Source organism: Nonomuraea sp. NPDC003560 (assembly GCF_042878785.1).
Classification (GTDB): Bacteria; Actinomycetota; Actinomycetes; order Streptosporangiales; family Streptosporangiaceae; genus Nonomuraea.
In genome coordinates this window covers 192,416-205,294 of sequence record NZ_JBIAOF010000012.1, presented here as the reverse complement: position 1 = coordinate 205,294, position 12,879 = coordinate 192,416, and the positions used below count along the sequence as shown (strand labels likewise).

The 12,879-nt window shown below is 71.3% G+C and carries 12 protein-coding genes; 7 read left to right on the top strand and 5 right to left on the bottom strand.

Features of this window, described 5'->3' with window-relative positions; genetic code table 11:
• Positions 1–47: 47 nt before the first annotated feature.
• Positions 48–911, bottom strand: coding sequence for a helix-turn-helix transcriptional regulator (locus ACFYUV_RS38620; RefSeq protein ID WP_352319091.1), 864 nt, complete (start codon positions 909–911; stop codon positions 48–50).
• A gap of 667 nt (positions 912–1,578) precedes the next feature.
• On the opposite strand from ACFYUV_RS38620, the gene ACFYUV_RS38615 reads away from it, so the two are divergent.
• The 6 genes from ACFYUV_RS38615 to ACFYUV_RS38590 all read left to right on the top strand — a co-directional run bounded on the left by ACFYUV_RS38615 (position 1,579) and on the right by ACFYUV_RS38590 (position 7,206).
• On the top strand, positions 1,579–1,794 hold the full coding sequence (locus ACFYUV_RS38615) for a hypothetical protein (protein ID WP_387677970.1): 216 nt from the start codon (positions 1,579–1,581) through the stop codon (positions 1,792–1,794).
• Between the two features lies 1 nt (position 1,795).
• Positions 1,796–2,446, top strand: a complete 651-nt coding sequence (locus ACFYUV_RS38610; protein WP_387677968.1) for a hypothetical protein — start codon at positions 1,796–1,798, stop codon at positions 2,444–2,446.
• 119 nt (positions 2,447–2,565) lie between these two features.
• The gene (locus ACFYUV_RS38605) at positions 2,566–4,782 is read left to right on the top strand and encodes a molybdopterin-dependent oxidoreductase (RefSeq protein ID WP_387677965.1); all 2,217 of its coding nucleotides are present in this window, start codon (positions 2,566–2,568) and stop codon (positions 4,780–4,782) included.
• A gap of 1 nt (position 4,783) precedes the next feature.
• Positions 4,784–5,395, top strand: a complete 612-nt coding sequence (locus ACFYUV_RS38600) for an HD domain-containing protein (protein ID WP_352319099.1) — start codon at positions 4,784–4,786, stop codon at positions 5,393–5,395.
• Positions 5,396–5,515: 120 nt separating this feature from the next.
• Positions 5,516–6,337 (top strand): Rieske 2Fe-2S domain-containing protein, encoded by an 822-nt coding sequence (locus tag ACFYUV_RS38595; RefSeq protein WP_352357371.1) that lies wholly within the window; start codon positions 5,516–5,518, stop codon positions 6,335–6,337.
• A 29-nt stretch (positions 6,338–6,366) separates the two neighbouring features.
• Positions 6,367–7,206 (top strand): NAD(P)H-binding protein, encoded by an 840-nt coding sequence (locus ACFYUV_RS38590; RefSeq protein ID WP_387677963.1) that lies wholly within the window; start codon positions 6,367–6,369, stop codon positions 7,204–7,206.
• Here the strand turns inward: ACFYUV_RS38590 and ACFYUV_RS38585 are convergent.
• The 3 genes from ACFYUV_RS38585 to ACFYUV_RS38575 form a co-directional block, all read right to left on the bottom strand.
• Complete coding sequence (locus ACFYUV_RS38585) at positions 7,203–7,433, bottom strand: hypothetical protein (protein ID WP_387677960.1); 231 nt, start codon at positions 7,431–7,433, stop codon at positions 7,203–7,205. The two genes, ACFYUV_RS38590 and ACFYUV_RS38585, sit on opposite strands and share 4 nt — an antisense overlap.
• Positions 7,434–7,484: 51 nt before the next feature.
• The gene (locus ACFYUV_RS38580) at positions 7,485–8,411 is read right to left on the bottom strand and encodes an SPFH domain-containing protein (protein ID WP_387677957.1); all 927 of its coding nucleotides are present in this window, start codon (positions 8,409–8,411) and stop codon (positions 7,485–7,487) included.
• 95 nt (positions 8,412–8,506) lie between these two features.
• Positions 8,507–9,295, bottom strand: a complete 789-nt coding sequence (locus ACFYUV_RS38575; protein ID WP_387677954.1) for an ABC transporter ATP-binding protein — start codon at positions 9,293–9,295, stop codon at positions 8,507–8,509.
• An 89-nt stretch (positions 9,296–9,384) separates the two neighbouring features.
• On the opposite strand from ACFYUV_RS38575, the gene ACFYUV_RS38570 reads away from it, so the two are divergent.
• Positions 9,385–10,101, top strand: coding sequence for a hypothetical protein (locus tag ACFYUV_RS38570; RefSeq protein WP_364327429.1), 717 nt, complete (start codon positions 9,385–9,387; stop codon positions 10,099–10,101).
• Between the two features lie 5 nt (positions 10,102–10,106).
• Here the strand turns inward: ACFYUV_RS38570 and ACFYUV_RS38565 are convergent, their stop codons facing one another.
• A complete protein-coding gene (locus ACFYUV_RS38565; protein WP_387677951.1) occupies positions 10,107–12,749 on the bottom strand; it encodes a serine/threonine-protein kinase in 2,643 nt (880 codons plus the stop codon).
• Positions 12,750–12,879: the final 130 nt, after the last annotated feature.

The window sequence follows — 12,879 nt, the reverse complement described above, 5'->3', positions numbered from 1 at the left end:
AAAGGATATAAGCGGGCCCCATTGCCCGCCTACTGGGACCGCGCGCTCTAGCGTCGCCACAACATGGCTTTGCGTTGGATGAGTACGCGGGATTCGTCCTCGTCGAGTGCCTCTGCCCACATGTGGTCAAAAGCGTTCTCATAGCCGGCGACTCGTTCGAGGTCCTCTACGAAGTGAGCAGTGTACAAGTGCTCCAAATAGACGACATCGTCGAAACCGGTGAACTTCAGGTGAATGAACGCCCCGGTATTGACCGGATGGAGCGAGTCCAGCGGCAACACCCGGACGTTGACGTGCGGCAACAGGGAGACCTCGATGAGGTGTTCCATCTGCTCCCGCATGACCGAGGGCTCCCCGAAGCGCCGCATCAGCACCGCTTCGTCGAGCACCACGTTGAGGCGGCAGGGATCGGGCCGGTGCAGAACCCGTTGCTGCCGGTCGAGGCGGGCCTCGACGCGACTGCGCACGCCGCTGTGCGTGATCCGGACGATTCCGCGCGCGGAGAGGATGACCTCTCGCGCGTAGTCCTCGGTCTGGAGGAGACCGGACACCAACTGGGGTTCCCAGTTGCGCTGAACCGTCGCCTCCGCCTCCAGCCCGAGAAGCCTGATGTACTCCTCGGGAAGGGAGTCTTCATAATCTTCCCACCACCCACGCTGCTCCGCATCTCGCAGGAGGCCGAAGAGTTCGTCAAGTCTGTCGCCGTCGAGGCTGTAGAGCTCGCCCAACGCCTTGATGTCGGCGGCGCTGGGCATGGTCTTCGCGGCTTCGATGCGGCTGACCTTGCTGGCCGACCAGCCGAGCTCGCGCGCCGCCCGGGCCCCGGTGAACTTCCGTCGTTCGCGAAGGAGGCGCAACTCCTGACCTAGGCGGAGCCTGCGCACTGTCGGACTGCCCTGCTGCGATGGCACCGTCCACTCTCCTTGTCGGGAATGAAGGTGTGGCGGGAACGGATCGTTTGGCAACCCGGTTTGTGGGCCGTTCACTCAATCTTACACTGCAACTTGCACGAACTCTGCCGCATGGGGTTGCCCGAAGGCTTTCACGGAGAGAGCGTGGGAGCAAGACAAGGCTTCACGTAGGTATAGAGGTCAGGGGGAGGATTTACGGCCGTCCCGGAGGTCCCGTGTGCCCCTGACAGAATGCGTGCAAGTTGCACGGCAACTAGAACGGCAATCTGCGAAGAAACTTAATTCTTCCCTTGCTCGATGTATTGCAGCATCACCGAACGCGGAGGACGATCGAGCCAGGAGGGTTCTCGTCCGACGAGGGGAGGCCGGGATGACGAAACGGCCCCGCACGTCGGGCTCTCCGCTCACGATCGGGCGCCCGCGCGAGGGCCGCCTCACCGGCAACGGAGCCGTCCCGGATACGAATGTCCAGCCAAGGGAGGCCGCTTGCCGGAAGGACCGTCCCATCGCCTGAAAAGCGTGTCGCTCATCGGAGCACGAAGAAATTGCCGGGCCGAGACCGGATCCGCGTTCGCCGCATATGGGCTGCCACCCTGCGGCGGGACGGGACCCGACCTGCGACCCGGCGAAGAAGCCACCTCTGGAAATGCCGCGAAAGGGGTCTTCTATGTACTCACAAGGTACCAAGGGGCTCGGCCGAATCAAGTCCCGGATCCGGGATCTGATCGCATGGACGGACCGCGAGATCTGCATGGAGCCGGACGAGTTCGCCATCTACCGGGGCTGGACGGTCACCAGGACGGGCTTCGGCGCCCGCTCCTACCGCGACCCGCGCTTCGACCAGCTCACGGTGGCGTCACGGGTGCCCGAGGAGGTGTCCTGACGTGTCGAGGAACCCGCGCAACCAGATCTACCCGGCCGTCAAGGACCTCCCGGGCGCGGGCGGCGGGGGCCCGCTGACGCGGATCTGGCGCGTCCGCAGCGAGCTCATGGCGCTCGGCGGGCTGGGGCTGTTGGTCCTGGCTCTGCTCGGCGCCGCGCGGGGCGGCCACTGGGTGCCGTTCGTCCTGCTGAGCAGCGCCGTCTCCGTGCCCGCCGCCACCAGGACCGGCCGCGACCGGGCCCTGGCCCACTTCTGGTGCGTGGTCTCCCGCCACCGCCTGCAGCGGGTCTGCCTGGGGACCACCATGCACACCCGGTCGGGACGGATCCCGCTGGTGCTCTGGATAACCCCGTCGGCCAGGGGCGAGAAGGCGCTGGTCATGACGCGGGCGGGCATCTCGGCCGAGGAGTTCGACGCGTACGCCGAGGAGATCGCGGCGGCCTGCTGGGCCAGGAGCGCGACCGTCCACAGGCACCGCGACCGGGCCCACCTGCTGCTGGTGGAGATCGTCCGGCGGGACGAGCTGCCCGGCGGGACCGCTCCCGGCCTGGACCGCCTGTACGGCCGCCGCTCCTGGACGCCGCTGCGGTCCGACCTTGAGGAGCCGCACGATCTGCGCACGCCGCCGGCGTTGCCGCAGGTCGTCCGATGACCTAGGGAAAGCGGGACATCTCCCTAGGAACGGCCCCGGGGACCGCGGGGGCTCCCGGGGCTTCCCCATGCGGACGGGACGGGCCAAGATGAGTTCACCTGGCGAACTCAGGAGTCGTGATGACCTCGACCGTCCACCGCACCTGTCCCCTCTGCGAGGCCGTCTGCGGCCTGACGCTCACCCTCGACGACGGCGGCCACGTCACCGGCGTCCGCGGCGACCGGGACGACCCGTTCAGCAAGGGGTTCATCTGCCCCAAGGGCGCGAGCCTGGGCCGCCTCGACGAGGACCCCGACCGCCTGCGCAAGCCGCTGATCCGCGAGGGCGACCAGTGGCGCGAGGCGAGCTGGGAGGAGGCGTTCGAGGCCGTCGGGCAGGGCCTGGCCCGCGTCACCGAGCGGTACGGACGCCGGTCGGTGGCGGTCTACCTGGGCAACCCCAACGCCCACACGATGGCCGGCGGCCTCTACGCCGGGCCGCTGGTCAAGGCGCTCGGCACCCGGAACGTCTTCACCGCCGCCACCGCCGACCAGATGCCCAAGCACGTCGCCAGCGGCCTGATGTTCGGCCACCCGCTGGCCGTCCCGGTCCCCGACCTGGACCGGACCGACTTCCTGCTGATGCTGGGCGCCAACCCGCTGGAGTCGAACGGCTCGCTGTGCACCGCCCCCGACTTCCCCGGCCGGCTGAAGGCCCTGCGCCGGCGCGGCGGCAGGCTCGTCGTGGTGGACCCGCGCCGGACCAGGACGGCGGCGCTGGCCGACGAGCACGTCTTCGTCCGGCCGGGCTCGGACGCGTACCTGCTGTTCGGGATCGTGCACACGCTGTTCGCCGAGGACCTGGCCAGGCCGTGGCACGAGGTCAACGGGCTGGCCGAGGTGCGCGAGGCGGCCAAGCACTTCCCGCCGGAGGCGGTCTCCCGGCGTACCGGCGTGCCGGCCGCGACGATCGTCCGGCTGGCCAGGGAGCTGGCCGGCGCGCGGACGGCCGCCGTGTACGCCCGGATGGGCACCTGCACGACCGAGTTCGGCACGCTGGCCCAGTGGCTCGTGGACGTGCTCAACGTGCTCACCGGCAACCTCGACCGGCCGGGCGGGGCCATGTTCCCCAAGCCGGCTACCGAGTTCGGGGCGCGGCGGCGGCCGTACGCGGTGGGCCGGTGGCGCAGCCGGGTGCGGGGGCTGCCCGAGTCCAACGGCGAGCTGCCCGTGGCCACGCTGGCCGACGAGATCGAGACGCCGGGCGAGGGCCAGGTCAGGATGCTGGTCACGATCGCGGGCAACCCGGTGTTGTCCGCGCCGCACGGCGACCGGCTGGACGCCGCTTTCGCCGGGCTCGACTTCATGGTGAGCGTCGATCCGTACCTGAACGAGACCACCCGGCACGCGCACGTGATCCTGCCGCCTCCGCGCGTGCTGCAGTCGGGCCACTACGACTTCGCGCTGCTCGGGTTCGCCGTACGCAACTACGCCCGTTACTCGCGCCCCGCGCTGCCGCTGGACGGACGGCCCAGCGAGGCCCGGATCCTGGCCAGGCTGGCCGTGATCGCGTCCGGCCTGGACGGGCCGGAAGGTCCGGACGGGCCGGCAGCGGACCTGGACGAGTTCCTGATCGGCGAGATGCTGCGCAAGGCCGTGCAGACGCCCGGCTCCGGCGTCGAGGGACACGACGTGGCCGCGCTGCGAGCCGCGCTGGAGGGCGAGACGGGCGCCGAGCGCAGGCTGGACCTCATGCTCCGGCTCGGCCCGTACGGCGAGTGGGCCGGCAAGGGCGACCTGTCGCTGCGCAAGCTGCTCGACCACCCGCACGGCCTGGACCTCGGCGCGCTGGAGCCCCGGCTGCCCGAGGTGCTGAAGACCGCCTCCGGCGTGATCGAGCTGGCCCCGCCGCAGCTCGTCGAGGACGTCGAGCGCCTGCGCGGCGGGCTGGCGGCAGAGCCGCCGGACATCGTGCTGATCGGGCGGCGACACCTGCGCTCCAACAACAGCTGGCTGCACAACGTGGGCCCGCTGGTCGGCGGCACCAACACCTGCACGCTCCAGATCAACCCCGCCGACGTGGCCAGGCTGGGCCTGACCGGCCAGGCCGTGGTCACCTCGGCCACCGGAAGTCTCACGGTGACGCTGGAGCCCACCGACACGATCATGCCGGGCGTGGTGAGCCTGCCGCACGGCTGGGGGCACGCGGGCAGCACCCAGCAGGTGGCGGCCCAACACGCCGGTGTCAACACGAACGTGCTGACGGACGAATCCGCCCTGGATATCCCAAGTGGTAACGCAGTGTTCAACGGAGTTCCGGTCACGATTTCACCAACCGGGGTGATCACCGCACATTAGGGTGTCGCGCGTGACTATCGCGCCAGAAGAGGACCGCCTGTACGCCCAGATCGCGTTCGCCGTCGAGATCGACAAGTTGAAGCGGATCATCCGCCGCAACCATCTGATCGACGGGTCGCGGCGGGAGAACTCCGCCGAGCACTCCTGGTACGTGGGCACGCTGGCGATGGTCCTCGGCGAGCACGCCCCGCCCGGAACGGACCTGCAGCGGGTGGTGGCGATGTTACTCGTGCACGACCTGGTCGAGATCGACGCCGGCGACACCTTCGTCTACGACCATGTGGCGGTCGCCGCCCAGGCCGCCGCCGAGACCGCCGCGGCCGACCGCATCTTCGGCCTGCTCCCCGCGGAGCAGGGCGCCCGGCTGCGGGAGCTATGGGACGAGTTCGAGGCCAGGCAGACGCCCGAGGCCAGGTTCGCCAAGGCGCTCGACCGGTTCGCGCCGATCCTGGCCAACCACCACACCGAGGGCGGCACGTGGCCGCTGTTCAAGGTGACGGCCGGCGAGGTCAGGGAGAAGGTGCGGATCATCCAGGAGGGATCGGCCTCTCTCGGCGCGTACGCGCTGGAGCTGGTAGAACTCTCCGTGGCCAGGGGACACCTCTCCGAGTGATCCCGTCAAGGCCGGGGTAGGGGACTTGTCGTGAAAGAGACAGTGCGAGCGAGACGTCGGCAATTGCGGGGTTTCGTCGGTCCGGTTGACCTCGCCGATCGACTTGAGAAGTCGAAGGCGATGGACAAACCGATCCGGGGGCTGGCCAAGGTCGTCCGCGAGCGCCTGCGTCAGGGCACTCTGCGCGACCTGCTGCACGGCGTGCCCACGGGGAAACCGCTGCACCCGCCGCTGGCCACGGTCACGCTCGGCTGCTGGCTGTCGGCCGCCGTGCTCGACCTGGCCCACGCCGACCCCAGGGCGAGCAGGCTGCTCCTGGCCACGGGCATCGCCAACGCGCTGCCCACGGCGGCGGCCGGGCTGACCGACTGGTCCTCGCTCCACCGCGAGCAGCAGCGCGTGGGCTTCGTGCACATGGCCGCCAACATGACCGCCCTGGGCCTGATGTCGGCCTCGCTGGTGGCCCGGCTGCGCGGCGCCGAGCGGGCCGGGCGCGTGTTGTCCTACGTCGGGCTCGGGCTGGGCGGGCTGGGCGGCTACCTCGGCGGCCACATGGCCTACCGGCAGGCCGCGGGGGCCAACCACGCGCCGCAGGTCGCCCATCTCGTACCGCTGGGCTGGCACGACCTGTGCCCGCTCAAGGACCTGCCCGACGGCAGGCCGGTCGCGCGCCGGCTCGGCTACATCCAGCTCTTCGTGCTGCGCCAGGGCGACGGGGTGACCGTGCTGGCCGACCGCTGCCCGCACCTCGCCGGCCCGCTGCACCAGGGCCGGCTGGTCATGGAGGACGGCGAGGCGTGCGTGGTCTGCCCGTGGCACAGCAGCACGTTCCGGCTGGCCGACGGCTCGGTGAAGCACGGTCCCGCGACCGCGCCCGCGCCCATGTTCGAGACCCGCGTCCGCCGCGACGGCACGATCCAGGTACGGCCGGGATTGACCTGAACTTAACTTGAGGTCCTACCGTCGGGGCCATGAGCAAAATTCTGGTGACCGGCGCGACCGGCAATGTGGGCAAACACGTGGTCTCCCAGCTCGCGGAGGCGGGCCTGGACGTGCGGGCCCTGGTCAGGAACCCCGACAAGGCCCGGCTCCCCGAGGGCGTGGAGGCCGTGCGCGGCGACCTGACCGTGCCCGAGACCCTTGAACCGGCGCTGCGGGACGTCGAGAGCGTCTTCCTGCTGTGGCCCGGCTACTCCGAGGCGGCGACCGCGGGCGCGGTGACGGCCCTCGCCAGGCACGCCCGCCGCGTGGTCTACCTGTCCGCCGACGTCGAGGACCTGGCCGACGGCGAGGAGCCGACGCTGTTCCACCAGAGTGTCGAGCGGCTGATCCGGCATTCCGGCCTCGCCTGGACGTTCCTGCGGCCCGGCGGCTTCGCCGCCAACACGCTGGGCTGGGCCGCCCAGATCCGGCAGGGCGTCGTGCGCTGGCCGTTCGGGCAGGCGGTCAGGGCGCTGATCCACGAGAAGGACATCGCCGCGGTGGCCGCGCACGTGCTCACCTCGGCCGGCCACACGGGCGGCAAGTACGTGCTCTCCGGCCCCGAACAGCTCACCCAGGCCGAGCAGGTGCGGATCATCGGCGAGGCGGCCGGGCACGAGGTGCGCTGGGAGGAGCAGCCGCTGGACGAGGCCCGCGAGCACCTGACGGCCGCCTGGGGCGATCCCGGGTTCGTGGAGGCCGCGCTGAAGGGCTGGGGGGCGGCGGTGCACAACCCCGAGCGGGTGACCGACACGGTGGAGCGACTGCTCGGCCGGCCCGCGCTGACCTTCCGCCAGTGGGCCGAGGACCACGTGGCGGACTTCCGCTAGCCGTCGCCTGCGGCTTCGTCGGCCGGATGCTCCACGAGGGCGAGGATCCGGCTGGACATGAAGCGGGCCGTCCGCACCGGCGTGCCGCTCCGGGTGACCTCGCTCACCTCCACCAGCCCGCGCCGGTTGGCCACCTCGACGCGCCGGCCCGCGCGGGTGGCCGTGACCTCGTAGGTTCGCGGGGAGCCGCCCGCGTCGATGACGATCTCCACCCGATCACCCTTCATGTACTGATTTATACCCACTTAGGCCGGTATTTATCCGTACATGTGTTTGAGTTATTCTTCGGGGTTCTTCGGCGCGGGAGGGGCGAACAGCCCGCCCAGCCCTTCCAGCACCTTGCCCAGCTCCGAGGGCACGATCCAGACCTTGTTGGCGTCGCCCTTGGCGATCTCGGGCAGGGTCTGGAGGTACTGGTAGGCCAGCAGTCGCTGGTCGGGCTTCCCGTCGTGGATGGCCTTGAAGACCATGCCGATCGCGTCCGCCTGGCCCTTGGCGCGCATGGCCTGAGCCTCGGCGTCCGCCTGCGCCCGCAGCACGGCCGCCTCCGCCTCGCCCCTGGCGCGCAGCACGGCGGCCTGCTTGTCGCCCTCGGCGGCCAGGATCGCCGCCTGGCGCTGCCCCTCGGCGGCCAGCACGGCGGCGCGCTTGTCCCGGTCGGCGCGCATCTGCTTCTCCATCGAGTCCTGGATGGAGACGGGCGGGTCGATGGCCTTCAGCTCGACCCGGTTGACCCGGATGCCCCACTTGCCGGTGGCCTCGTCGAGGCTGCCGCGCAGCTCGGTGTTGATCTCCTCGCGCGAGGTCAGCGTGCGTTCCAGGTCCATGCCGCCGACCACGTTGCGCAGCGTGGTGACGGTGAGCTGCTCGACGCCGATCAGGAAGTTCGCGATCTCGTACGTGGCCGCCTTGGGGTTGGTGACCTGGAAGTAGATCACCGTGTCGATCGACACCACCAGGTTGTCGGACGTGATCACCGGCTGCGGCGGGAACGAGACCACCTGTTCCCGCAGGTCGATCAGGCCCTTGATGCGGTCGACGAACGGGACCACCATGTTGAGCCCGGGCGTCAGCGTGCGGTGGTAGCGGCCCAGCCGTTCGATGACGGCGGCCGTGGCCTGCGGGATGATGCGGATGCTGCGGGCCACCACGAAGCCCATCGCCGCGACCACGACGAGGGCGACGACGAGCTGCTCGGTCGACATGGCGAAGCTCCGGAGTCGAGGGGACCGACTCGGTGCATGATATTTCGTTTCACCTTTAGGCGACCGATATCCGCATAAATGGTGATCCAGTGAGGTCAGTGTGCCCGGGCGTACCAGCGGCCCTCGGCGCTCCGGTCGAGCGTCAGCGGCACCCCGAACGTACGGGACAGGTTGTCGGCCGTCATCACGTGGTCGAGCGGCCCCTGCGCCACCACGGACCCGTGCCGCAGCAGCAGGCCGTGCGTGAACCCGCTCGGCACCTCCTCGACGTGATGCGTCACCAGCACCAGCGTCGGCGAGCGGTAGTCGCCGGCCAGCGCCGACAGCCGGCGCACCAGGTCTTCCCGGCCGCCCAGGTCGAGGCCGGCGGCCGGCTCGTCGAGCAGGAGGATCTCGGGGTCGGGCATGAGCGCGCGGGCGATCTGCACCCGCTTGCGCTCGCCCTCCGACAGGGTGCCGAACCGCCGCCTGATCAGGTGGGCCGCGCCCATCATGTCGATCAGCTCGACGGCCCTGGTCACGTCGTTGGAGTCGTACTCCTCCGTCCAGCGGCCCATGATGGCGTACGAGGCGGTCAGGACGAGGTCGATGACCTTCTCCTCCGGCGGGATGCGCTCGGCCAGCGCGGCGCTCGCCAGCCCGATGCGCGGCCGCAGGTCGAACACGTCGGTCTGCCCCAGCCGCTCCCCCAGCACCTCGACCACGCCCTCGGTCGGATAGAGCAACGTCGCGGCGACCTGCAACAACGTGGTCTTGCCCGCGCCGTTGGGACCGATGACGACCCAGCGCTCGTCCTCGTTGACCGTCCAGTCGATGCCGCGCAGCAGGGCCGCTCCGTCGCGCCTGACGGCGACGTCCTGGAGCCGCAGCACCTGACCACCCATCCCCGTTCCCTCCCTTGGAGTCACCCTGGGGACCTTTGGAGTCACCCTGGGGACAAACCTATTGCAGGGCGAGCGCTTATCGTGGATCGGTGCACCCTGAATCACCTGTCTGTCCCTCGCTCGTCGCCTGGGGCAACGCGTGGCTCTCCGGTCACGTCGGCCTCGACGAGGCGGCTGACCACGTGGAAGCCGTCGCGGGGCCCGTCGTCGCCGGTGACGTGCCGCTGCGTAAATACCTCGCAAACCTGCGGTCCGACGGCCTGCACGAGTTCCGGCTCGCCCTTCCCGCGCCCGGCGACCCGCTGGGGCTGTCCGGGCCGGCGACGTTCAACTCCTCCGCCGTCGACGCCGGGCAGGCCGCGGTCGCCGTGCTGCGCGACCGGCGGCTCGGCCTGGTGCCCGTCCCCGACCGGCGCGGCTCCTCGTACGTGGGGACCCGCCTGGAGGTGCACGACGCCGGGCCCGTACGCCAGGACCTGCCCTCGCTGGCCGAGGCCGAGCACGAGCTGTCGTCGGCCATGCGCGCCGCCACCGAGGCGCTGACCGGCGTCGAAGGGCCGGCCCAGGCCCGGCCCGACCGGCCCCAGCGCGGCGGCGAGCTGGCCCCCGGCTACCCGGCCCGCGCCCACCGCGTCTCCACGCTGGCCACCCGGCTGGCCGCCGTCCTCGTCCTGGCCGACGACCGCGGGCTCACCTCGACGCAGGTCGCGGCCAGGGCCACGGCCCTGCGGGAGCTCGACCGGGCCGTCCGCCGCGCCCTGGTGGCCGCCCATCACGCCATCTTCGAGCCGGTACGCCACTCGTAGGCGGCTCAGGACCCGGCCTCCTCCTTCGGCCTCCAGACGCGGATGACCTTGTCCTTGCCGGCCGACACGACGACCGGGCCGCCGTCCGAGGGGACGATCCCGACCGCGTACACGCCGCGCTTGTGGGCCTTGACCGGTTTGCCCAGAGGCTTGTGCGTGTCGGGGTCCCAGAGCCGGATGGTCCCGTCGGTCGAGCCGGACAGCAGGACCGTGCGGCCGCCCAGCGTGCCGAAGGACAAGGAGTAGATGATCTTTTTGTGACCCGGCAGGGGCGAGCCGATGGTCTTGCCGGTCTTCGGGTCCCAGATCCGGATCTTCCGGTCCTTGCCGCCGGACGCGACCACCGTCCGGTCTCCGAGCCTGCCGGTGGTCACCGCGTACACGCCCTTCGTATGCCCCTTGTACGCCTTTCCGTACGGCTTGTGGCGGGCCACGTCCCACAGGCGCAGCGTCGCGTCCTCGCCGGCCGAGACGACGATCGCGCGGTCGCCGAGGTGGGTGGCGTTGAGCCAGTTCACGGACGTGCGGTGGGCCTTGACGGCCCTGCCGGTGGCCTTGCGCCTCTTCAGGTCCCAGAAGCGCAGCCAGCCGTTGGCGTCCCCGGTCACGGCGATCCACTTGCCGCCCGCCTTGGTCAGCGCGACCGAGTAGACGGCGTCACCGTGCCAGCCGAGGACCTTGCCCTTGTGCGTCTTGAGGTTCCACAGGCGGACGCTGCCGTCGTAGCCCCCGGACACCGCCATGGGCGTCTTGCCCATCATGACGGCGGCCACGGCGTACACCTCCTCGCTGTGGCCCCTCATGGCGGCCAGCGGCTTGTGCCTGCCCAGGTCCCACAGGCGGACGCGGCCGTCCTGGCCGCCGGACACCAGCCAGGTCCTGCCGTCGCCCAGGGACAGGGCGGAGATCGTCTGGACGCCCTTGGTGTGGCCCTTGAGCGACTTGCCGTCCTGCTTGCCGATGGCGGCGACGGCCTGCGGCGGGACCGTCTGTGTGGGCATGGGGGTGACGGTGGGACTCGGGACCGGCGTGGACGGCGGGGTAGCGGTGGCGGGCAGCGTCGCCGTGGGCTGGACAGTGGGCAGACCGGGGCTCGGGGCCAGCGACGTGGTGGCCTCGGCCGCCGCGCCCGGGCTCGGCGGGTTTTCCGGGCCGAACATCCTCGGCCCCAGGAACAGCACGCCGCCGGCCAGCGCGAGCGCCACGGCGAGCGCGCCGGCCACCATGATCGCGCGCCTGCGCCTGGCCCTGACCTCACCGGGCGGTACGACGGCGGGGGCGTGCCTGAAGAACGCGTCGTTGCCGCTCCCGGCCGGCGCCTGCCGCGGCCCCATGGGGTACGGCGGCGGCAGCCGCGGCGGCTGCCCGTAGGGTCCGGCAGGCGCCTGCCGGACGTATCGCGTGACCCCCTCCTGCCCGCCGCCCGCCCCAGCCCTTCCGAACGGCGCCCCGGGACCAGCCGGCCCTCGCCCGGCCCCACCCGCCGCAGGCCCGCCCTGGACCGCCGGGCGGGCGGCCGACGGCGCCGGGGCGTAGGACGCCCCGGACGGATTGGCCCATCCGGTCGGCGCGGGCGCCTCCTGCGGCCCCCGAGCCCCTACGGGCCCCGGATCCCTCACCCCGCCGGCGGGCGCGGGCCCGGACGGTCCGGCGCCCGAGGGCCGGGAACCCGAAGCGAAAGGACCCGAAGGCGGCGGGCCCGAAGGCGGCGGGCCCGAAGGGCCGGGGCCGTCGGCGGCTAGGTGGGGGTCGTCGGCGGCGAGGTGAGGGCGGGGGTGGTCGGCGGCGAGCTGGGAGCCGGTGTTGAGGGCGACCTCGGCGTCCCGCTGGGCCGCCGCCCCCTGGTTCTCCAGCAGGGCGAACAGCGCGTCCGCCGCCGTGGGCCGGTCCTCGGCGCGCTTGCTCAGGCACGCCTGCACCAACGGCCGCAGCTCGCCGGGCAGCGCCGACAGGTCGGGCTCCTCGTTCATCACCCGGTAGATGACCGCGGGCAGGCTGTCCTGGCCGAACGCGGGCCGCCCGGTGGCGGCGTACAGCATGGTGAGCGCCCAGCTGAACATGTCGCCGGCGGGCCCCACACGCTCGCCCGAGATCTGCTCGGGCGACATGTACGCCGGCGTCCCGACCACCCCGCTGCTGATCGTCATCGCCGAGTCCAGCGCCCTGGCGATGCCGAAGTCGATCACGCGCGGCCCGTCGGGCCCCAGCAGCACGTTGCTCGGCTTGAAGTCCCTGTGGACGATCCCGGCCCGGTGGATGGCGGCCAGCGCGGTGACGGTGCCGACGGCCAGCCGGTACAGCGCCCCGCCCTGGCGCGGCCCCTCCCGCTGCACCACGACCTGGAGCGACACCCCGTCGACCAGCTCGCTCACGATGTACGGCTGCTCGCCGTCCAGGTTGGCCCCCAGCACCTGCGCGGTGCAGAACTGGGCGACCCGGCGCGCGGCGGCGACCTCGCGCAGGAACCGCTCCCCGTCGAGTCCGGGCCGGTCGAGCAGCGTGTTCAGCAGCTTGATCGCGACAAGCCGCCCGTCGGGCCCCGCCGCCTTGAAGACGACCCCCTGGGCCCCCTTGCCGAGGCGCTCCAGCAGCCGGTAGGCGCCCAGAGATCGCGGATCGCCGGGCTGTAATGGGTGCGTCTCCGGCACCTGGTCCTCCCCTTGCGCTGAGACCCCCGATCGAAGCGTGATGAACCATGCGAAAGGCCCGCAAGCCATCCGAAGTCACGAAAGATCATCGCTCTTTGCGAAAAATTTGCCCTACGCAATAATCACGGAG